This window comes from Blastococcus deserti (assembly GCF_042682525.1).
GTDB lineage: Bacteria > Actinomycetota > Actinomycetes > Mycobacteriales > Geodermatophilaceae > Blastococcus_B > Blastococcus_B deserti.
The window spans coordinates 100,326-120,373 of the sequence record NZ_JBHUHP010000015.1; the positions used below are offsets into that span (position 1 = coordinate 100,326).

The 20,048-nt window shown below is 74.8% G+C and carries 23 protein-coding genes and 1 pseudogene; 11 read left to right on the forward strand and 13 right to left on the reverse strand.

Annotation, left to right across the window (positions count from 1 at the left end; all coding sequences use genetic code 11):
- Positions 1–54 precede the first annotated feature (54 nt).
- Both ACFSHS_RS15190 and ACFSHS_RS15195 read left to right on the forward strand, forming a co-directional pair.
- Positions 55–570 carry a diguanylate cyclase domain-containing protein gene (locus ACFSHS_RS15190; RefSeq protein ID WP_376877754.1) on the forward strand — a complete coding sequence of 172 codons (516 nt, stop codon included), beginning with the start codon at positions 55–57 and terminating at the stop codon, positions 568–570.
- Complete coding sequence (locus tag ACFSHS_RS15195) at positions 533–664, forward strand: nucleotidyl cyclase domain-containing protein (RefSeq protein ID WP_376878013.1); 132 nt, start codon at positions 533–535, stop codon at positions 662–664. The genes ACFSHS_RS15190 and ACFSHS_RS15195 overlap by 38 nt, the downstream gene beginning before the upstream one ends.
- 480 nt (positions 665–1,144) lie before the next feature.
- On the opposite strand, the gene ACFSHS_RS15200 is transcribed toward ACFSHS_RS15195, so the two are convergent.
- The 8 genes from ACFSHS_RS15200 to ACFSHS_RS15235 form a co-directional block, all read right to left on the reverse strand.
- On the reverse strand, positions 1,145–1,546 hold the full coding sequence (locus ACFSHS_RS15200; RefSeq protein ID WP_376877757.1) for a LapA family protein: 402 nt from the start codon (positions 1,544–1,546) through the stop codon (positions 1,145–1,147).
- Positions 1,547–1,583: 37 nt separating this feature from the next.
- Positions 1,584–1,757: a hypothetical protein gene (locus ACFSHS_RS15205; protein ID WP_376878016.1), complete on the reverse strand. Its 174-nt coding sequence runs from the start codon at positions 1,755–1,757 to the stop codon at positions 1,584–1,586.
- Between the two features lie 165 nt (positions 1,758–1,922).
- On the reverse strand, positions 1,923–2,348 hold the full coding sequence (locus tag ACFSHS_RS15210; RefSeq protein ID WP_376877760.1) for a hypothetical protein: 426 nt from the start codon (positions 2,346–2,348) through the stop codon (positions 1,923–1,925).
- Between the two features lie 105 nt (positions 2,349–2,453).
- Positions 2,454–3,110: a TetR/AcrR family transcriptional regulator gene (locus ACFSHS_RS15215; protein ID WP_376877763.1), complete on the reverse strand. Its 657-nt coding sequence runs from the start codon at positions 3,108–3,110 to the stop codon at positions 2,454–2,456.
- A gap of 166 nt (positions 3,111–3,276) precedes the next feature.
- Positions 3,277–3,414 carry a hypothetical protein gene (locus ACFSHS_RS15220; RefSeq protein WP_376877766.1) on the reverse strand — a complete coding sequence of 46 codons (138 nt, stop codon included), beginning with the start codon at positions 3,412–3,414 and terminating at the stop codon, positions 3,277–3,279.
- Between the two features lie 160 nt (positions 3,415–3,574).
- Positions 3,575–4,591 carry a TIGR03617 family F420-dependent LLM class oxidoreductase gene (locus tag ACFSHS_RS15225; protein ID WP_376877769.1) on the reverse strand — a complete coding sequence of 339 codons (1,017 nt, stop codon included), beginning with the start codon at positions 4,589–4,591 and terminating at the stop codon, positions 3,575–3,577.
- 56 nt (positions 4,592–4,647) lie between these two features.
- Positions 4,648–4,800, reverse strand: a complete 153-nt coding sequence (locus tag ACFSHS_RS15230; protein ID WP_376877772.1) for a hypothetical protein — start codon at positions 4,798–4,800, stop codon at positions 4,648–4,650.
- A gap of 66 nt (positions 4,801–4,866) precedes the next feature.
- Entirely contained in the window at positions 4,867–5,802 is a 936-nt protein-coding gene (locus tag ACFSHS_RS15235) for a ribokinase (protein WP_376877775.1), read from the reverse strand.
- 99 nt (positions 5,803–5,901) lie between these two features.
- On the opposite strand from ACFSHS_RS15235, the gene ACFSHS_RS15240 reads away from it, so the two are divergent.
- The 4 genes from ACFSHS_RS15240 (at position 5,902) to ACFSHS_RS15255 (ending at position 8,854) form a co-directional block, all read left to right on the forward strand.
- Positions 5,902–6,243: a DUF3140 domain-containing protein gene (locus tag ACFSHS_RS15240; protein ID WP_376877778.1), complete on the forward strand. Its 342-nt coding sequence runs from the start codon at positions 5,902–5,904 to the stop codon at positions 6,241–6,243.
- A complete protein-coding gene (locus ACFSHS_RS15245) occupies positions 6,240–7,100 on the forward strand; it encodes a methyltransferase domain-containing protein (protein ID WP_376877781.1) in 861 nt (286 codons plus the stop codon). The genes ACFSHS_RS15240 and ACFSHS_RS15245 overlap by 4 nt, the downstream gene beginning before the upstream one ends.
- On the forward strand, positions 7,097–8,125 hold the full coding sequence (locus ACFSHS_RS15250; protein ID WP_376877784.1) for a type III polyketide synthase: 1,029 nt from the start codon (positions 7,097–7,099) through the stop codon (positions 8,123–8,125). The genes ACFSHS_RS15245 and ACFSHS_RS15250 overlap by 4 nt, the downstream gene beginning before the upstream one ends.
- Before the next feature lie 75 nt (positions 8,126–8,200).
- Entirely contained in the window at positions 8,201–8,854 is a 654-nt protein-coding gene (locus ACFSHS_RS15255) for a response regulator (RefSeq protein WP_376877787.1), read from the forward strand.
- Between the two features lie 3 nt (positions 8,855–8,857).
- On the opposite strand, the gene ACFSHS_RS15260 is transcribed toward ACFSHS_RS15255, so the two are convergent.
- Both ACFSHS_RS15260 and ACFSHS_RS15265 read right to left on the reverse strand, forming a co-directional pair.
- Positions 8,858–10,537 (reverse strand): GAF domain-containing sensor histidine kinase, encoded by a 1,680-nt coding sequence (locus ACFSHS_RS15260; protein ID WP_376877790.1) that lies wholly within the window; start codon positions 10,535–10,537, stop codon positions 8,858–8,860.
- Positions 10,538–10,604: 67 nt separating this feature from the next.
- The gene (locus ACFSHS_RS15265) at positions 10,605–11,012 is read right to left on the reverse strand and encodes a universal stress protein (RefSeq protein ID WP_376877793.1); all 408 of its coding nucleotides are present in this window, start codon (positions 11,010–11,012) and stop codon (positions 10,605–10,607) included.
- Positions 11,013–11,257: 245 nt separating this feature from the next.
- On the opposite strand from ACFSHS_RS15265, the gene ACFSHS_RS15270 reads away from it, so the two are divergent.
- Positions 11,258–11,881: an EAL domain-containing protein gene (locus ACFSHS_RS15270; RefSeq protein ID WP_376877796.1), complete on the forward strand. Its 624-nt coding sequence runs from the start codon at positions 11,258–11,260 to the stop codon at positions 11,879–11,881.
- A 35-nt stretch (positions 11,882–11,916) separates the two neighbouring features.
- Positions 11,917–12,153, forward strand: a pseudogene (locus ACFSHS_RS15275) (EAL domain-containing protein); the annotation flags it as partial.
- A 239-nt stretch (positions 12,154–12,392) separates the two neighbouring features.
- On the opposite strand, the gene ACFSHS_RS15280 reads toward ACFSHS_RS15275, so the two are convergent.
- A complete protein-coding gene (locus tag ACFSHS_RS15280; protein ID WP_376877799.1) occupies positions 12,393–13,490 on the reverse strand; it encodes a hypothetical protein in 1,098 nt (365 codons plus the stop codon).
- A 408-nt stretch (positions 13,491–13,898) separates the two neighbouring features.
- On the opposite strand from ACFSHS_RS15280, the gene ACFSHS_RS15285 reads away from it, so the two are divergent.
- Positions 13,899–14,453, forward strand: a complete 555-nt coding sequence (locus ACFSHS_RS15285; protein ID WP_376877802.1) for a GtrA family protein — start codon at positions 13,899–13,901, stop codon at positions 14,451–14,453.
- Positions 14,454–14,520: 67 nt separating this feature from the next.
- Here the strand turns inward: ACFSHS_RS15285 and ACFSHS_RS15290 are convergent, their stop codons facing one another.
- A complete protein-coding gene (locus ACFSHS_RS15290) occupies positions 14,521–15,582 on the reverse strand; it encodes a phosphatase PAP2 family protein (RefSeq protein ID WP_376877804.1) in 1,062 nt (353 codons plus the stop codon).
- Between the two features lie 99 nt (positions 15,583–15,681).
- On the opposite strand from ACFSHS_RS15290, the gene ACFSHS_RS15295 reads away from it, so the two are divergent.
- Positions 15,682–17,196 (forward strand): hypothetical protein, encoded by a 1,515-nt coding sequence (locus tag ACFSHS_RS15295; RefSeq protein WP_376877806.1) that lies wholly within the window; start codon positions 15,682–15,684, stop codon positions 17,194–17,196.
- Positions 17,197–17,379: 183 nt separating this feature from the next.
- Here ACFSHS_RS15295 and ACFSHS_RS15300 read toward each other — a convergent pair whose 3' ends face one another.
- Entirely contained in the window at positions 17,380–18,906 is a 1,527-nt protein-coding gene (locus ACFSHS_RS15300; protein WP_376877808.1) for a hypothetical protein, read from the reverse strand.
- Between the two features lie 151 nt (positions 18,907–19,057).
- Here ACFSHS_RS15300 and ACFSHS_RS15305 point away from each other — a divergent pair, with 151 nt between their 5' ends.
- Complete coding sequence (locus ACFSHS_RS15305; protein WP_376877810.1) at positions 19,058–19,441, forward strand: DUF2784 domain-containing protein; 384 nt, start codon at positions 19,058–19,060, stop codon at positions 19,439–19,441.
- The last annotated feature ends 607 nt before the right edge of the window (positions 19,442–20,048 follow it).

Below are 20,048 nucleotides of genomic sequence, written 5' to 3' on the forward strand. Positions count from 1 at the left end.
CCGCCAGTAACAAACGCTATTACCAGCCGGTAGCAACGAGCAAGTGGCCCCGCCGTGACGCCGTCACCCGAGGGGAGGGGACCGTGGCCAGCGGCTCGTCCGCCACCCCTCCCACGGGGTGAGGGCGACGCGCGGGTCACCGAGCTGGTCGGCGGGGGCGCCCCCGGAGCCCCGATCGAGCTGCGCTCCTCCGCTGGGACGGCGACGTCGTCTGGACGAGGGCCAGCGTCGCCCTCCACCGGGACGGGGACGGCGCCTGCCAGGCGGTCCTCGTGCAGCTGGTCGGTCTCCGCCGGCAAGCGGGCGCAGACCGAACTCGTCCGCCTCGCGTACCACCACCCGCTCACCGGCCCACCCAACCGTGCCTACCTGCTCGACGTCCTCGACCAGGCGATCGCCCGGGCGCGCAGGACGCGGACGCCGATGGCCGCGCTCCTGCCCGACGTCGACCGCTTCGAGGTGGTCAACGACAGCCTCGTCACGACGCCGGGGACGAGCTGCTCCGTGAGGGCGCCGCCCGGCGGCCACGGTCGTGCGCGCCGGGGACCCGGTGGCCCGGTTCGGCGGTGACGGGTTCGTGGTCGTCGCGGAGGCCCAGTGCGACGAGGAGGGGGCCGCCCAGCCGGCGGAGCGGAGCGGCGAGGCGCTCACCCGCGCGTCGTGATCGAGGGCTGAGCGGGTGCACGTCTCGGCCAGCACCGGGGTCGCGGTCACCCGAGGTGGGCGGGACGCCCGCGGCCTGCTGCGGGACGCCGACACCGCCGGCTACTGGGCGAAGTCCCGCGGCCGGGCCCGCTTCGAGATGTCCGACGACGAGCTGCGCCGACGGGCTGACGCCCGGCTGGAGATCGAGCAGGAGCTCCGGGAGGCGCTGGAGCGCGACGAGCTCGTGCCCTACTGCCAGCCGGGGGCGTCCACCACGACCGGTGAACTGCTCGGGCTCGAGGCGCTCGTCCGGTGGCAGCACCCGACCCACGATGGAGCTCACCGTCGTCGCCGAGGGCGTCGAGACGCGGGAGCAGCTGGACGTCCGCGCGTCGATCGGATGCGACGCGTCCCTGGGCTACCTCATCGCCCGGCCGATGCCGCGAGTTCCTGGACCGCGTCCGCGAGGCTCCGTTCGGAGCGGTCACCCGCTGACCCATCAGCGGTTCCGGCGGCGTCCCCGAACGGTCATGAGGGCGTCGAGCAGCCCCACGACGGCGCCACCGAGGGCGGCCGCGATGAGCAGCGCCACGACGAGGGGCGCCTGCACGTCGGTGAAGACCAGGCTGATGTCGACGGTCTGGGTGTTGAAGACGACGAACAGCACGAGGACGACCGTCACGAACACCAGCAGCGCCAGCGCGAGGGTGCGACCGATGGTGCGACCGGTGCGGCGGGCGGCCGGCTGCCGGCTCTCCGAGGGCGGGGTTGTCGGCACCGGCCCGGACGGGGACGCCTGGGATCCCGGGCCGGCCGAGGTGCCCGACGGTGCGCTCCCGGGCGCGCCGAGGGTCGGGTCGGATCCGGGGACACCTGCGGGGCGCGGGTCGGGAGTGGTCACCCCTCGAGTGTGCTGCCCGCGGCAGCGTGCCGCAGGATCAGCCGTGCGCCTCTGGCTCGCTGCCCGCGGGAGGGTAGCTCGGGCCGGCGATCCCGCTCGCCGGCCCCTCCTCGCCGCCCTGGGAGTCCGGGTCCGCCGGCGGGGCGACGGCGGCGCCCAGGGGAGCGGCCTCGCGGTCGGAGCCGGCGTTGTCCTCGTCGGGCATGGTCACGCCCACGAGTGTGCGGGGTGCCCGTCGCACGCGCGAGCGCGGGGACGTGCACCGTCCAGTGGTCCGGAGGACGGTGCACCTCCCCGCGCTCACGGCGGCGCGGTCGGTCCGCACCCCCGGCGAGGGTCCGCTGCGCCGGGGGGTCTTCGGTTGGCCGGCGCCGGTTCAGTCGTCCAACGCGGGGCCGGCCTCGTGCCGGGGGTGTCCCGCCGTCCGCTCCCGCTGCTTCATCCGGGCCTCGAAGACGTGCCGGTCACCACCGGCGACCTCCGCGCGGGCCCGGGAGTCGAAGTCGCGGAAGGTCGCCCAGTAGCCGTCGTCGTAGTCCTCGACGATCTGGAAGGTCCACCGGTCGGCGATGACGTTGCGCCCGACCAGGTCCCGGTCGAGGTCGTCGGCCAGCCGGCCGTGGCCCGCCTTGCGGAACAGCTCGACCGCGTCCTGCAGGAGCAGGTCGGCCTTGCCGGTGAGCTGGTGGAACCCGTAGAGCAGCCCGCGCGCCTGATCGACCGTCTCGAGGGCCTCGGAGAGCTTGCCCAGCGCCTCGACCGTGGTGTCATCGAGGTCAGGGCGGCTGCGGTCGGTCGTCACCCGCCCATCGTGCGGGGGAGCGGCATCGGCCGCGCGTCGGACCCCGCCGGCGGCCGACCTCAGACGGCGCCGGCGGCCGACCTCAGACCGCGCCGGCGGCCGACCTCAGACAGCGCCGGCGGCGATGGCGATCAGACGCTCGGCCAGCTGCCGGCCGTGCGACGCCGGACCGTCGGGCCCCAGCAGGCCGCCGGAGAGGTACATGCCGTCGATGATCAGGTGGATCTGGGCGGCGAGGTCCTCGCCGTTGCCCGGCGCCACCTGCTCCGCCAGGCGCTCCAGGCGGGCGTGCAGCTCGAACTTGTAGTCCGCGGCCGCCGACCGGGCGGGGTGCTGCGGGTCGTCGTACTCGCTGCTGACGTTGGTGAAGGGGCAGCCGCGGAAGCCGGTGCGCGTCACGTCGCGCTCGACGGCGTCGACGACCGAGAGCAGGGCGGCACGGGGATCGCCCTCGAGCCGGACCAGCTCGGCGTCGATGAAGGCGAGGACCGTGGCGGCCTTGCGCGAGAGGTAGGCCCCGACGAGGTCGTCCTTGCTCCTGAACAGTCGGTAGACGGTCATCTTGCCCAGGCCGGTCTCGCGGACCAGCTCGTCCATGCCCACGCTGCGGGAGCTGCGGCCCGCGAACAGGCGCTCGGCGGTGTCCAGGACGATCGCCTGCCGCTCGGCGCGGCTGCGGCGCACCGGGGCCGTGGCGTCTGCCCCGGCGCGAGCGTCAGCGGGAGCGTCGGCGGAGGCCTCGAGGGGCAGGGCGGCGGTCACGCAGCGATGGTGCACCACCGGCGTGACGGATCAGTTCGAGGCACGCCGAGGGTGGTCGCTCTGAGTGATCAGAGGTACCCGTGTTTGCCGTGACGACGGGGAGCCGTGGGGCTGCTGTGGCGACGGAGGGTGACGATCGCCCCTCGGGGGAGAGGGCGGTCCTTCCTCAGTTGCGGCGGATGCGTCGCGGGTTGGCGAGCATGCGGGCGACCGTCACGGTCGCCGGCTCGGGCGTGCGGGAATCCTCGGTCTGGACGTCGGTGGCGTCGTCGGATACTCGTGCCTCGCGCTGGGTGTCCTCCATGCCGCCCAGCCTGCCCCCGACGGGCGCCGCGAAAACAGCCCCGAACCGGTGATCCTCGGCACGGGGGCCTGAGATGTCGGTCACGTCCGTGCAGGTCAGGGCCGTGTCGCGGCTCGACGGCGTCCGTCGCCCGGGCGGCCCGCCACCGTGCGGCCCACGGTCAGCGGAAGCCCTCCACGAGCGGGTCCCAGAGTTCGAGCGGTGCGGGGTAGGAGGCGTACACGCTGAACCGGTCGACCAGCCCGTCGTAACGGGACCGCACCGCGGCGGCCACGTCGCCCGGCTCGGCGACGACGGCGAAGGCGGCCAGCACCTCGTCGTCGACCAGGTCGCCCATCGCCGTCCACCGGTCCTCGCGGCGGCTCACCGACAGCGCGTGGAGCTCGTCGGCCAGCTCCCCCCACCCGTGCAGCTCCAGGACCGGGCGGTAGGCGGGGGTGCTGCCGTAGAAGGCGATCGTCGCCCGGACCGCGGCGGCCGCCTCGACGCGCGCCGCCTCGGTCCGCCCGGAGACGACCAGTCCCGGCAGGCTGACGGTGACCTCGCCCCTGGACCTGCCGGCGGCCGCCAGACCCTCCTCCAGGGCGGGCAGCGTGCGTTCGCGGAGGTAGCGGTCGGTCGTGAAACCGTGCGCGAGCAGGCCGTCGGCGACCTCTCCGGCCAGCCGCGTCATGGCCGGGCCGACGGCGGCCAGGTGCACCGGCGGGGGACCCCACTGGTGCGGGTCGGGCGCGAACATCGGCGTCATCAGGGTGTGCCGGTAGTGCTCCCCGCGAAACCGCAGCGGGGTGCCGTCCTGCCAGGCGGCCCAGATGGCGCGCAACGCGGCGACGTACTCCCGCATCCGTGCCACCGGCGGGCTCCACGGCATCGAGAACCGCCGCTCGACGTGCGCGCGCACCTGGGTGCCCAGGCCCAGGACGAACCGGCCGCGGGTGTAGCGCTGCAGGTCGTGGGCGGTCATGGCAAGGGTCATCGGGGAACGCGCGAACGCCACCGCGATGGCCGTGCCCACCTGCAGTCGTTCCGTGGCCTGACCCGCCGAGAGCAGCGGGAGGAAGGGGTCGTGGTCGACCTCAGACGCCCACACGCCGGCGTAGCCCCGCGCCTCGAGGTCCCGGGCGGTGGCGGGCACGTCGTCGATCCCGGAGGAGAGCAGCGCGGCGTCGAGGAGCACGGTGCCGAGCCTGCCGGACCGCGGCGGCCACCGGCCAGGGCGGCGCCGCCGCCTCGTCAGTTCCCCGGCGTATCGGCCGGCCCGTCCCCGAGTTCCTTGCCCTCGGCCGGCTCCTCCGGGTGCGGCGTGCGGCCGCCGGTCTCGTCGTCGCCCGGCGGATCGCCCTCGGCTCGTTCGGACGTGTGCGGCGTGCGGCCGGGCTCGGTCATGGCGGTCCTCCTCGATCCGTCGGCTGCACGGCCCTGTGCCCGCCGGGCCCCACCGGAAACACCTGCTCAGCCGACCGGTGTGGCCGCCGGGACCCGTGGCAGCAGCGCCCGGACGGCCGCGGCGTCGGGCAGCGCCCCGCGGGCCCCGGGCCCGGTCGTCGAGATGGCCGCGGCCGTCACGGCGAACCGCACCGCGGCGGGCAGGTCGGTACCGGCGGCCAGGGCGTGCGCGAGGGCCCCGCAGAAGCAGTCGCCGGCACCGGTGGTGTCCACGGCGGTGACCGGAGGCGGGGCCTGGAGCAGCGGGTGCTCCTCCGGGAGAACGACCAGGGCGCCGCGGGCGCCGAGCGTCACCACCACCGCGCACGGGGCCACGACCCGGGCGAGCCGGACCAGTTCTGACGGCGTCCGCTCGCCCGGGCCGGCACCGGCCAGCTGCGCCAGTTCGTGCTCGTTGGGCACGAGGACGTCGACCCGGTCCCGGAGCGCGGCGGGCAGCGGCTGCGGGGGCGCGGGGGTGAGGACGACGGTGCCGGTCGCGGCCCGGGCGGCGGCGGTCACCGTCGCCATGGGCGTCTCGAGCTGGAGCAGCACGACCGCGGCTCGGCGGACGGACCCGACTCCGGCGTCCTCCGGCGTGAGCGCGGCGTTGGCTCCCGGGACCACCACGATGAGGTTCTCGCCGGTGCCGTCCTCCACGGGGATGGTCGCCGATCCGGTGGGGGCACCCGGGGTGCGGTGCACACGGCTCACGTCCACCCGCGACGCGGCGAGCGCGGCCAGCTGCCGGTGGCCGGCCGGGTCCTCGCCGACGCGGCCGACCATGTGGACGGCGCCGGCTCCCCGCTCGGCCAGCATCCCCGCGGCGGCGGCCTGGTTCGCGCCCTTGCCGCCCGGCGCCAGGACGGCGGACCGGCCGATGACGGTCTCCCCCCGGCCCGGCAGCCGCGCCACGGATACCAGCACGTCCTCGTTGAGACTGCCGACGACGGTGACGGACACGGGGATACCTCCGGGACGGGAGTCCCAGCAGTACCAGACCCGCCGTTTCCGGTGCGCCCCGGTGCGGTACCGGAGCCCCTACACCGAGATGGGGGTGCCATGGCCGGTAACGACGCCGACGTCCGCCGCGAGTTCGGGGAGGCGGTCAACATGACGGCCACCGAGCTGGAGAAGTGGCTGCAGACCGACGAGTCGCAGTCGGTCGGGCAGAAGAGCGGCGGCTCCGGCGAGTCCACCGGCCACGAGTCCGGACGCCGCATCGTCGAGCTCCTCCGCACGAAGCAGGTCGACCTCACCGACGACGACCTCGCGCACATGCGGAAGGTGCACGGCTACGTGCAGCGGCACCTGGCGCAGCGGCCGGCCACGGAGGACGTCGAGACGTCCCGGTGGCGCTATTCCCTGATGAACTGGGGCCACGACCCGTTGAAGTCCAGTTGACAGGGGGACCGGTCGTCCGGCGCAACGACCTCGCGCAGTACGAGGAGCTGGCCGACCAGTGGTGGGAGGGCGCCGGTGGGTTCGCCATGCTGCACTGGCTGGCGGCCTCCCGCGCCGACCACATCCCGCCGGCCGTCCGTCCCGGTGCGCTGCTGGTCGACCTGGCGTGCGGCGGCGGTCTCATGGCGCCGCACGCCGCACGGCTCGGGTACCGGCACGTCGGGGTCGACCTCGGGCTGACCGGACTGCGGCTGGCCGCCGCTCACGGGGTGCTGCCGGTGCGCGGCTCGGTGCTCGCGGTACCCCTGGCCGACGGGTGCGCGGACGTCGTGGTCGCCGGGGAGATCCTCGAGCACGTCGACGACGACGTGGCGGTGCTGGCCGAGGCGGCGCGCCTCCTCCGGCCCGGCGGGACGCTGGTCATCGACGCGATCGCCGCCACCTGGCTCGCCGACGTCATCGCCGTCCGGATCCTGGAGCGGGTGCCCGCGGGGCCACCGCCGGGGATCCACGACCCGGCGCTGTTCGTCGACCGCCGGCGGCTGCTCGCCGCGGCTCCGGCGCTGGGCCTGGATCTGGAACTGGTCGGGTTGCGGCCCTCGGTGCGGGATATCGTGCAGTGGCGGCGCGGCCGCCGGGACGGGGTCAGGATGAAGCGGGTGCCGACCACGGCCGTGCTGTTCGCCGGATACGGGCGCAAACGGGTCGACGGCGGGGCGGGCACGCCCGACGTACCGTCGGGGCATGACGCCGAGCCCGCGCGCCCCGGAAGCGTCGTGAGGGAGTCCGCGCGGCCCCGCGGAGCCCCGGTCAGGCCCTCGTCCCGGCCGGTGCACCCGGGGAAGGAGCGCCCGTGACGGCCGCGGTCGTGACCGGCGTGGCCTCGGCCCTCCCGGCGACGTTCGACCAGGAGGCCGTCTGGGAGGGCTTCTTCGCCCGCCACTACGAGGGCGTGCGCGCGGCCCGGCGGATCTTCGCCGGCGCGGGCGTCCGGCGCCGGCACGCGGTCGCCAGCCCGATGGACGAGGACCTCAGCCAGTGGGGCACCGGCGCGCGCATGGAGCGCTACGTCCAGGAGGCGCTGCCGCTGGGCAAGCAGGCCGTCGCCGGCGCCCTGGACGCGGCCGGGCTCGCGCCCGGGGACGTCGGGTTGTTCGCCGTGGCCACGTGCACCGGGTACGCCACTCCCGGCCTGGACATCCGGCTGGCCGGCGACCTGGGCATGCCCCCCGGACTCCAGCGGCTCCTCGTGGGGCACATGGGCTGCTACGCCGCGATCCCGGGGCTGGCCGCGGTGAGCGACTTCGTGACGGCGCGGTCCCGGCCGGCGGTGCTGCTCTGCTGCGAGCTGACCAGCCTGCACGTCCAGCCGGCGCAGCGCGACCTCGAGCAGGTGGTGGCACACGCGCTCTTCTCCGACGCGGCCGCCGCGGTGGTCCTGGAGCCGGGTGCACGGCGCGGACGGCGGCTGGCGGGGATCGTGGCGCGCACCGACACCTCGACCGCCGACCACATGACCTGGGACGTCACCGACCTCGGCTTCCGCATGGGGCTGTCCCCCCGGGTGCCCGACGTGCTCTCCCGCCACGTCGGTGGCGTCGTCGAGGAGCTCCTGACCGAGGCAGGTCTCCGGACCGAGGACGTCGCCGGCTGGGCGGTGCACCCCGGCGGCCCGCGGATCCTCGACGTGGTCCGCGACGAGCTGGGCCTGACCGAGGACCAGCTGGCCGCCTCCCGGCGGGTGCTCGCCGAGCACGGGAACTGCTCGTCGGCGACGGTCCTGCTGGTGCTGGAGGAGATGGCCGAGGTGGCCGGGCCGGTCGTCGTCATGGCGTTCGGCCCCGGCCTCACCCTGTACGCGGCGTTGCTCCTCCCGGCGTGAGCGCATCGGTACCGGGCGCGGGGCGCAGGTCCTAGGCTCGCCGCTCCTGGTTCCGTCGGGGAGGAGGCCGGTCCCGTGCAGGCTGGTACCGCACCGGTCCGCGTCTTCCTGGTCGACGACCACGAGGTGGTCCGCCGTGGCGTCGCCGAGGTGCTCGAGGACGACCCCCACATCACGGTGGCCGGGGAGGCGGGATCGGTGGCCGAGGCGCTCGCGCGGGTGCCCGCCGTCCGTCCGGACGTGGTCGTCATCGACATGCGGCTGCCCGACGGGGACGGGGCGGAGCTCTGCCGGGGCCTCCGTGACCGGGTGCCGGGAGTGCGGTGCCTGGTCCTGACCAGCTACTCCGAGCAGGAGGCGCTCGACGCGGCGGTCCGGTCGGGCGCCTCCGGTTTCCTGCTCAAGCAGGTCCGCGGGCCGGCCCTGGTCTCCGCCGTCCGCACCGTGGCCGGCGGCGGCACGCTGTTCGACGAGGTCGCCCCGGCGGGCCCCCGTCCCCGGGCGTCGTCCCCGGGCAGCGACCGGCTGGCCCTGCTCACCGACCAGGAGCGGACGGTCCTGCGGCTGATCGGTGAGGGGCTCACCAACCGCCAGATCGGTGCGCGGATGGGGCTGGCGGAGAAGACCGTGAAGAACTACACGAGCCACCTGCTCGCCAAGCTGGGCCTCGAGCGGCGCACCCAGGCGGCGATCCTCGCGACGGAACTGCGCGACCGCGCGGGAGGCTGACGGTCAGCCCGGCAGCGGGACCGTCCAGCGGATCTCGGTGCCCGAGCCCGACGACGTGGTGGTCAGGTTCCCGCCCCGCCGCTCGGCCCGGTCGGCCAGGTTGGCCAGCCCGCTGCGCACCGTGACCGGTGGCAGACCGCAGCCGTCGTCGGTGACCACCACGCGAGCGGTGTCGGTGACGTCCACCGCCACCGTCACCCGCCGGGCGTGGGCGTGGCGGACCACGTTGGTCACCAGCTCGCGGACGACGGCCACCAGGTCGAGGAGCAGGTCGGTGGGAAGGTCCTCCCGCTCGGTCCGGATCCGGAGGTCGGGCCGCACCCCGTGGCCCTCGGTGACCGACCGCAGCACCTCGGCCAGCCGCCGCCGGACCGCCACCGCCGAGGCGTCCTCGGCCTCGTGCAGCTCGAAGATGGAGGTGCGGATCCGGGCGATCGTGCCGTGCAGGTCGTCGACGGTGCGCGAGAGCGCGCCGGCGACCTCGGGGCGCTCGTCCTCCAGGGAGCGGCCGAGCCGGTCGAGCGAGAGGGCCGTCGCGAAGATCCGCTGGACGACGTGGTCGTGCAGGTCGCGGGCGATGCGGTCCCGATCGGCCTGGACCTGCAGCCGGCGGGCCCGCTGCTGGGACCGGGCGAGCTCCAGCACCACCGTGGCGTGCGCGGCGAACGCAGACAGGAGGTCCAGCTCGTCGAGGTGGAACGACTCCCGCCCGGTCCTGCGCAGCGTGACGAGCAGGCCGCGGTTGGGCGGGGTGCCCACCGGTACCACCAGGGCCGGGCCGTAGCTGGCGGTCAGCTCGATCTCCACCGCCGAACCCCTGCCGACCACCGGCATGGTGCTGATGTCGTCGATCAGCCGGGCCACGCCGGCCTCCTGGGTGGCCCCGACGAAGGTGCCGCTCAGCGGCACCCGTACGCCCTCGACGTGCTCCGCGGCGTGGCCGACGGCGGCGACGATCGTCAGCGTCCCGGGGTCGTCGGGGGTGGGGGTGAGGATTCCGGCCACGTCGGCGTCGGTCAGGGCGCGCACCCGGGTCGAGACCGCCCGGAGGACCTCGTCGGGATCGGCGCCGGAGAGGAGGGCGGTGGCCATCTCCGTGGCCGCCTGCCCCCATCTCCGGCGGGCCTCCGTCCGCTCCGCGAGCCGGGCGTTCTCGATGGCCACCCCGGCGACGGCGGCCAGTGCCTGCACCAGCTCGGCGTCGGCGGGGGTGAAGGGGCCTCCGGTGCGCTTCTCGGTGAGGTAGAGGTTGCCGAACACCGTCCGACCCACCCGGACGGGCACACCGAGGAACGAGCGCATCGGCGGATGGCCCCGCGGGAAGCCGATGGAGGCCGGGTGCTGTGACAGGTCGTCGAGCCGCAGCACCGAGGGCTCGGCCACGAGCAGTCCGAGGATCCCGTGCCCCTCCGGCAGCCGGCCGATGCGTTCCCGGTCCTCCTCTCCCATGCCCTCGATGACGAAGCGGTCCAGCTGCCGTCCGTCGGGCGTCAGGATCCCGAGGGCCCCGTACCGCGCATCCACGTGCCGGACGGCGAACCGGACGATGTCGCGCAGCGTCGCCTCGAGCTGGCCGCCCGAGGTCACCGCCCGCAACGCCGCGGTCAGGACAGGGACGGCCCCGACATCTCCGGGGGCTGCTGGCGCCTCGGCACGAGGCGGTGGCGCGTCGGGCGGGGGCACGGCCCGACGGTAGGAGCCCCGGCCGGATCCGGGAACCGGTCCCGATCCGGAACCGGCACGGTCCTGCTCAGGCGCCACGCGCCAGCCGACGTACGGGCGGACGGGGCACGGCCTGGCGCAGCAACGTCTTCCCGTGGGCCCCGACGACGACCAGGTCGGCCCCGCGGGTGGCCGCGGTCAGTGCCTCGAAGACCGGCCGGTCCAGCACCGCGGTACGGGTGCGCCCGTGCACCCCGGTCTCGGCGATCGCCCGGAGTACCTGCGCCTCGAGCCGGTCGTGCGCGGCGAGCTGCTCCCGGACGCGTACCCGTCCCGAGCCCTCGAGGGGATCTCCGGCGGGGTCGTCGAGCACCAGCACGGCGACGACCGTGGCATCCCGGCGTGCGGCCTCGCGGAGCGCCCAGACGAGTGAACCCTGCCCGGACGGGGAGGCCTCGACCTCGACGATCAACCAGGGGTTCTGCCTGCGGGGCAACAACGGAGGTAGACGAAGTGGAGCCACGCCCTCGCCGGGACCCTCGCCGCCCCGCGGTGGCGGGACGGGGGAGCTCGGCTCCGTCTCCGGGGCGGGGTCTGGCTCCCTCGGGGAACGGATCTCGCTCATGGGGCCGATCGTGGTGGGGTGTCCAGCGGTCTCCTAGGGACCAAGGGCCCATGGGGGTGGCGAGACAGTGGGCCGGCGGCGTTCCGCCGACCCGTCCGTGCGTGTCTGCACGCACAGTGAGATCACCAGTTCTGGACGTAACCGGTTCGAAATGGGGAGTCACGCGGGGTGCCCGGCCGGGTGCGCAACCGAACCGCTCCTGGGGGGACACTCGCATCGGCATCGTCGTCTCCCCGTGGCACGGCACCGACACCGAGGCGCTCCTGCGCAACGCCGACATCGCGATGTACGTGGCGAGGGAGCTCGAGCCGGGTGCGGTGGTCTTCCGGCCCGAGGAGCACGTGACGGCCCCGTCGCGGCTGACCGTGCTCGGCGACCTGCGTCGTGCCCTCGCGGGCGCGGACGAGCTGTTCCTGCAGTACCAGCCCAAGTACACCCTGGACGGCGAGCGGATCGAGGGCGCCGAGGCCCTGCTGCGCTGGCAGCACCCGACCGAGGGGCTGATCCCGCCCGGCGACTTCATCCCGGCCGCCGAGGGGACGGGGATCATCCTGCGGCTGACCGAGCGCGTGCTCGACATGGCCCTGCTGCAGATGCGCGCCTGGATCGACGCGGACCACGCCGTCCCGGTGGCGGTCAACCTCTCCACGCGCTGCCTGCTCGACACCGGGTTGCCCGAGATGGTGGAGCAGCTGCTCGCCGAGCACCGGGTGCCGGCGGACCTGCTGCCCTGGAGGTGACCGAGAGCGCGGTGATGGGCGACGCGACCCGCTGCATGGAGTTCCTGCAGCGCCTGCACACCCTCGGGGTCCGGCTCTCGATCGACGACTTCGGCACCGGCTACAGCTCCATGGCGCACCTGCGCCGCCTGCCGGTGGAGGAGCTGAAGATCGACCGGTCCTTCGTCCTGGGCATGACCACGACGCAGCAGGACGCGGTCCTGGTGCGCACCGCGATCGACCTGGGCCACAACCTGGGCCTCACCGTCGTGGCGGAGGGTGTCGAGGGCACCGAGCACGTCACGGCGCTGCGGGCGCTGGGCTGCGACATCGCCCAGGGCTACTGGGCTGCGACATCGCCCAGGGCTACCACGACGCGCGGCCGATGCCCCCGGCCGGGCTGTCCGCGCTGCTGGACGAGGTCGGGACCATCAACGACGCCCAGGGATCGCCGACCGGCGCCTCCTGACGCAGCAGCGGAAGCTGCGCGCCGCGGCGACCTCCGCTCGGCCGGGGGACGCCGCATGCGCGGTCACGGCCCCGCGGCGGTTCCCGCGCCGGGTGGCGGCTGCCAGCGACCGGTCGCGATGGGGAAGACCCATCGGCGGCCCGGCCACTCGGACGCGCACCACAGCTCCTCGCCGGGGCGGGACCAGGCGAGGTCCTCGGGCCCGGGCGGCAGCACCCGCCGATGGCGCCGCCAGGACCCGGGTGCACCGACGTAGAGGTCCCCGGCCACCCCCTCGCCCGCGCTCGCCGTGACGAACCACGTGGACCCGTGCACGGCCGCGCCCTGCATCCGGTCGGGCTGGCCGTCGTGGACCTCGAGCGGCGGAGCGACGCCGTTCCCCCTGGCCACCGGCAGACCCGTGCCGGGGTCGAGGGGATAGCGGGCCAGGCGGGGATTCCCGCCCTTGCGGCGGTACTCGCCGACGACGAGGTTGGGGCGGCCCGCCACCTCGCCGATGGACAGGAACGAGTGGCGCAACCGGCGCAGGCCCGAGCGCAGCGGCACCCGCAGGGCCATGGACTGGGGCAGCACGTAGTCGTGCCCGCGGACGCCGCCGGTCGGCCGGGCCCGCCGGAGCAGGCGGATCGCTCCCCACCGGCCGGGGGAGGGCCGCTCGGCACGCAGGACGTCCCGGAGGCGGAAGAGGCGCACCCCGAACAGGGTGTCGGCGACGTAGAGCAGGTCGTCGCGGACGGCGATGCCCCCGGCGTGCACCGGGACGGTGCGCATGCCGAGGAGGGCCAGCGGGCGGCGCGGCGAGACCAGCAGCACGTGCCGGTACCGGGGGCCGTCCGGGTGCCTCCGGTCGACGACGGAGATGCGCGCGCCCGGTGTGCGGACGAACCGCCGGCGGCGGGCGTACCAGCTGACGAGGAGGACGTCGCCCGACCGGATGCTCGCCACGCCCTGGGGCCACCACGCCGGATCGGTCCGATCGGCCGCGTCCCAGGTGAAGCCGTCGCCTGCCGCCTCGCCCGGTACCCGGCACTCCTCGGCGCTCCGGTCGAGGTCGGCGAGGACGCCCTCGAGGCCGACCCGTCGCAGTCGTGCCGCCAGCCGCACGACGGCGTGGTCCCGGGGCCGCGTCGGGGCCAGCGCGTACGGGGTCCAGACACCCACGGCGGGCATTCTCCTGGAACGGGACGAGATGGCCTCGCGGCCGTCGAATCGGTACTGTCCGTTTGTTGCCGTGACCGTCCGGGACCCCGGTCGAGCGGGAGACGGTGTCCGCGGCGGATGACTCGACCAGCGCTCTCGCGGCGGGGCATCCATGCTGGAGCGAATGGCTGACGATCGGCACGACGGGCGCTCGCGCGAACCGATCGGGAGGCCGGCAGAGGGGCGGCGAGCATGAGACCCGGACTCGGGGCGCTGCGCGCTGCCGGTCGTGCGCGGATCGCGGCGCGTCGCCGGGCCACCGGCCCGGGTGGGGCCCGGACCGGTGGACGCTCCGGGGCTCAGCCGGGAGGACACGGCCCGCGCGGCCTCCTCCCGCGCCGCGGTGGCCGCGAGGGCCGTGCCGACCGCATGCCCAGGGTCCACCGGGCCGTCGCCCGCGCCCTGCCCCGGCACGGGGGCCTGCGGGCGACCGCAACGGACCGGTCCACCCCGGCCGCGAGCGGGCTCCCCGCGACGGCGACGCCGGCGCGTGCCGGTGGATCGCTCGGGCGGGAGGCCTCGGGCTTCGCGACCGTGGGGGCGTTCGCCCTGCTCGTCGACATCGGCGGCTACAACGCGCTGGTCCATCTCGGGGGCAACGGCTGGCTGGGCGAGGAACCGCTCCTCGCCAAGACGACCGCGGTCGCCGCCTCCACCACGGTCGCCTACTTCGGCAACCGCTTCTGGACCTACCGGGACCGGCCCCGCGGCCGGCTCGGCCGGGAGTACGTCCTGTTCGTCGTCCTCAGCGCGGTCGGGCTGGCCATCGCGCTGGCCTGCCTGGCGTTCTCCCGCTACGTGCTCGGTCTGACGAGCGCGGTGGCCGACAACGTCGCCACCAACGGCATCGGGCTCGCGCTCGGCAGCCTCTTCCGCTTCCTCACCTACCGGCGTTACGTCTTTCCGCACCGGCCCCCGGCCTGAGTCGGGCGCGGCCGGCTGCCCCGCCGCCGGCCACCGGGGCACGGACGTGATGGGTGGTGCGCGCCCCTCAGGAGTGCGCCGTGGCCAGCCGCTCCGGCGCCTCGTCCAGCTCCTCGAAGTCCTCCGGAGCGACCGCCGATCCGCGGAACCGGCCCGTGCCCCAAGCGGCGAGGAGGACCGATCCCCCACCGATCGCCAGCCCGGCGATGTCGTCGACGATGTAGTGCCAGCCGAAGTAGATGGTCGCCGCCACCGTCAACGCGAAGAAGGACCAGAGGACCGCGCGCACCGCCTTCGACGCGAAGACCATGTGCCCGATCAGGGCAGCGGTGAACACGATGGACACGTGCAGGGACGCGAAGGCGGCGATGCTCTGGATCCGCTCGGTGCCCTGGGGATCGACGAGCACGAACCAGCGCGAGGCCAGGAGGCTGTCCTGCAGCTGTGACGTGCCGGTCTCGGGCAGCCCCCAGAACAGCTCCGGCTCGGCGTACACCGGTCCCATCGACGGCAGGACGTAGTAGCTGGCGGTGCCGAGGCTCCAGTTCAGGCACAGCGCCGTGACGTACCAGCTCGCGTCGCGCGGCCGCGCCCGGGAGACCAGCGCCAGCGCCAGCGACGCCGGCACGAACATCAGGAACGCGAGGTAGACCCAGGACAGCACGTGCGCGGAGACGCCGGTGCCCAGCAGGTCGTGGAACAGCTCGGCGGGCGCGACGCCACCGGTCATCGCCCGGTCGAGCTCCAGCAGCTCCTCGTCGACGAGGTCGTCCCGGAGGAGCGGGAGGAAGTGCTTGAGATTGCGGTACGACACGTAGGTGCCGTAGAAGGCGAGCAGCCCGATCAGCGCGGGCCGCAGGCGTCGCCACGGCCAGCGTTCGCGGGCGACCACCAGTACCTGTTCGGGGATCGCGCGGGCGGTCCCGGCACGGGCGATGGCGCGGGGCGCGACGTCGATGGCGAGCATGAGGCCCACGAGCACCGGCAGACGGACGTAGGTCGGTCCCAGGAACCCGTCCGGGTCCCGGAGCGGGAGGCCCAGGTACAGCGCGCACGCGACGGCCGTCACCCCCGTGCCGAGGGCGACGGCGACGGCCATCCCGTAGGCGCTGTCGCGAAGTCCACGCACGGCAGCTTTCTCCATATGCGGCTAGTTTTTCTGAATCGATCGTCGGTCAGTACACGTCGTCGTCCCGACTCGCCGTCGAATTAGGAGAAACGGAGCGCCGTGAGGACGATCAGCGTACCGGTCGAGACGCCCTCGCCGGCTCGGCAGCGTTCCCGGCCGGTGTGGCGGGACGCCGGATGGGCCGTCGTCGCCCTGGCCGGCCTGGTGTACCTGACGCTGTGCTGGCTGCTGCGCGGCTTCCTGACCGACGACGCCTGGATCTCCGTCCGCTACGCGGAGAACCTCGCGGCCGGGGAGGGGTTCGTCTGGAACCCCGGCGGCCCGCGCGTCGAGGGGTTCAGCAACCCCCTGCTCGTGGGGATCGAGGCGCTCGCCGATGCCGCGGGCTGGTCGGCCACGGGGGCGGCTCGTCTGCTGGGTGTGGTCAGCGGTCTGGCCTGCGTCGCGCTCGTCTACGTCATGGGCCGACCCGTGGTGGGCGAGCTCGCCGCCCGGATCGCCGCGCTGCTGACCGGCTGCAGCGCCCCCTTCGCCCTCTGGGCGGTCGGTGGCCTCGAGACGCTCCTGGTCGCCCTCGCCCTCACCGTCGGGACGCTGGAGGTGGCCCGGCGGGACGGCGGCGGGGCGCTCCGCGCGGCCGCTGCGTTCGCCCTTCTGCCCTGGCTGCGCCCGGAGGGCCTGGCGGTGGTGGCGGCCGTGGTCGCACTGGGCGAGGTCCCCGGCGTCCTCCGGGCGGCGACCCGCCGGCGCGCGCTGGTGCGGGCCTCACTGCTCGGCGGCGTCCCCCTCGCCTCGCAGCTGGTGCTGGAGGGCCTCCGGCTCGGCCTCTACGGGCACCTGCTCCCCAACTCGGTGCTGTACAAGTCCGGCGCCGGCGACGGGACCACCGTCCTCACCAAGTTCCTCGACCAGGCGCTCGTTCCGACGATCCTGGCCGTCGTCGGCGTGGTCCTCCTGACCGGCCGGGCGCGGCTGCTCGCCGTCCCGCCCGTCGTGTACGCGCTCGGGTCGATCGGCACGCTGGACAGCGCCAATGCCTACAGCCGGTTCTTCATGCCGGTCTGGCCGCTGATCGCGTTGCTCGCCGCGGTCGCCGTCGGGTACCTCGTGGGGCGCCTGCCGCGGCGCCACCGCACGCTGGGCACTCTCGCGGTGGCCGGCACGGCGGGGCTCGTCGTGCTCGCCCTCCCGCCGGGCGACGTCGTGAGCGTCCACGGCACGCAGCAGCGGTACATGGACTGCCGGGTCGGTGCCCGGGAGGCGGCGCTCGACTGGCTGCGGACCACCCCGCCGGACACCTCCTTCGCCATCTCCGACGCCGGCCTGGTCCCGGCGCGCGCCGAGGGCCGCTTCGTCGTGGACAACTTCTTCCTGAACGAGCCGCTCATCCAGGAGACGGGACGGATCCCGTTCCGGGAGCGCGCGGACCTCGTCCACCGCCGTGCCCCGGACGTCCTCGTGCTGTCGAGCCGGGACGCCGGTCGGTTCGTCGGCTACTACCCCACCGAGCAGGCCATCCACGACCACCCGGGGATGTCGCGGTACGAGCTCGCGCACGTGGCCAGCGGGAGCGGCTCCGGCTGCACCTACCACCTCATGCTCTTCCGGCGGTGAGCGCGCGGATGTGGACGCCGCCGGACGTGCTCACCGGCCGGGGCCTGCTCGCCGTCCCCGTGGTGGGCACGGTGCTCGTGCCGGCCCTGGCCGTGCCCGGTGGACCGGCGTGCTCCCCGCCCCCGGCGCCGGCGGCCGGCAGGGAACCTCCGGGTGGTGGCCCGCGGCGTCGGGTGGCCGCGCTCAGCAGGTGGGCGGAACGGCCAGGTCCCGGCTGACGTCCTGACGCAGCCACACCGGCCGGCCGCAGATCTCGGCGACGACGCGGTAGCGGCCCCGGACCAGGTCGCGCAAGCGCGACCCGTCGTCGATGTCCCAGGCGTTCAGGCCGGTCACCTGCACGATCCACGTCGGCGCGCGCGGCCCGGCCAGCGTCGCTCGCAGCCGGGCCTGGTCCGGGTCGGACGTCCGCATCGGGACGCTCCACAGGTGCGGGTAGGGCGACGGCAGGTCCGCGGCCTCGAGGACAGAGGGCAGGCCGTACGCGACGAACCCGGAGTCCCCCGGGGCCTTCGAGGCGGCCAGCCACTCGCCGATCCGCTGGCTGTACCAGGCCGACGGAACGGCCGCGTGCACCACGATCGCCACGACGGTCCACACGGTCGCGACGGCCACGACCGTCCGGCCCAGTCCCCTCGTCCAGGCGCCGGCCCGCGAGGCCGAGGGGGCGAGCGCCCCGGCGGCGAGCACGGCCGCCGGGGCCAGCTGCAGCAGGTACGGGGGCCAGTAGCTGCCTCCGGCGATGATCGCCACGAGACCGAAGACCAGCAGCGTGGTGATCGCCCGGCGTTCCACCGGGCGGTCGCTCAGGCAGCGTCGTGCCGCGACGAACCAGGTGATGCACACCGGCACCAGGCCCGTGACCGTGCCCAGCACCAGCAGGAGGGCGCCGCGGCTGATCGCGGTGTCCGGTGTGCTGGACCAGATGGCGTCGAACGCGGCACCGCGGAACCCGACCAGGTCCCGCCAGGCGGCGTCCGGCGGCACCCGGGCCGCCACCAGCCACAGGCCGAACGCCGCGCACGGGACGAGCGCCCCGAGCAACGCCGCCGGCGCCACGAGGACGGCGCGGTCGCGGGCGGCGCCGTCCCGCCCGAGGTACCCGAGGACGACGAGGCCGGCGAGGAGGAGCAGCCCCTCCAGCACGTTCTGCTTGACCAGCGGGGCGGCAGCGGCGAGGGCCCCGGACGCGCCGGCCCACCACCGCGCACGGGCGGCGGAGCCGGCGTTCCAGGCGGAGAGGGCCAGCGCGACGGCCGCCATCACCAGGGCGGCACCGAAGAGCTCGCCGTCCGCCTGGTCGGCCGCCAGCCCGGGGGAGCACATCACCCCCGCGGCGACCAGGGCGGCCCACCGGCCGCCGGGCGGGCCGGCGAGGAGACAGCCCGCCCGCCAGCCCGACAGCACGAACACGACGACGAACGGGATCGCGAGGACGCGGATCGCCTGGTCCCACTCCGTCAGCGACGCGATCCGGAACAGGAGGAGGAGCAGCGGCGGGCGGTCGACGAAGTAGTCGCCGTACAGGAACTCGCCGCCGGTGTGCCACCGGCGCGCGACGAGCAGGTAGCCGCCCTCGTCGTTGCGCAACGGCCGCGGCACGTAGGTGGCCCGGACGAGCACCACGCCCAGGCACAGCAGCAGCAGGAAACGGCGCGCCGGCGTCCGCCCGCTGCCGTGCGGCCGGGCCCGGGCCGCGACCAGGGTCACACGGGCCATTGAACCGGGGTCCGTGTGATCCAGGTCCGCTCTCGCGCCTGGCCGGAGCAGCCGGCTGGCCGTGGTCGCGGCGGGGATCCGGCCGGGCCGTCCTCGCAGGTCAGCCGGCCCGGTCAGCAGTCCTCGGCGGTAGGGTCCGCTCGTGGCAGCCCTCGTGGCCGCGGAACTGGTCGTCGCCGTGCACATGGCCTATCTGGCCTACATGGTGTTCGGTGGGTTCCTGGCGCTGCGCTGGTTCCGGTGGATCTGGCCGCACATGCTCTCGACGGTCTACTCGATCTACGTGACCACCACCTCGTTCACCTGCCCGGTGACCACTCTGGAGAAGTGGCTGCTGGAGCGCGGCGGACGGACACCGTACGAGGGCAGCTTCATCGCCGAGTACGTGCGCGGCGTCCTCTACCCGGCGCAGTTCGAGACGGCCGTCTGGCTCAGCGGGATGGGTCTCGCGGTGTTCTCGTACGTCATCGTGCTGACTCGACGCCGCCGGCGGGGTCTCGCGCGGGAACTCTTGCTGCCGTCCTGACCGGGCGCGCCGGCCGGGCGATGGGAGCGGGTGACGAGAACCGAACTCGCACTGCCAGCTCGGGGAGCTGTCACGCCACCGCTCACACGGGTCGTCGGCAAGAACCACCGCGAGAAGCGCGAGAAGGAAGAGCACGAGACACGGGGAGCCGAAGACCCGGAGACCTGGGTCGTCGGCCCGGTGTGCAGGTGCGTCAGATCGGGAGCAGGTGAGCCGCGGCGAGGTGGATGTCGATGTTCCGGTTCCACAGCCGCGACGTGGCGGCGCGCGCTCCGAGACCGCCGGACTCACCGAGGCGCTGACCGGCCGGTTCACCGAGCACCACGTCGTTCAGAGGGGCCGTTCAGAGGGGCTGCCGGCGACGCCGGGACCCGACGACAGCGCGTGAGGAGCGCAAGGCCCGCGACCCCGATGTGGTGTCCCCGTCTCGCCTCGACCGCCGGCTCCGGCCCGCGCCGCACTCGGGTGCGGTCATCACGGACGGGAGTGGGACAGCGGGTCGATCTGTGCTCACACGGAGTCGCCGTTCAGGCGGGCGTCCTCGTGAAGTGCGCCGATTCCCGCGGCAACCTCTGGCGTCACCCGACCGGGTCTCCTACGGTCACCC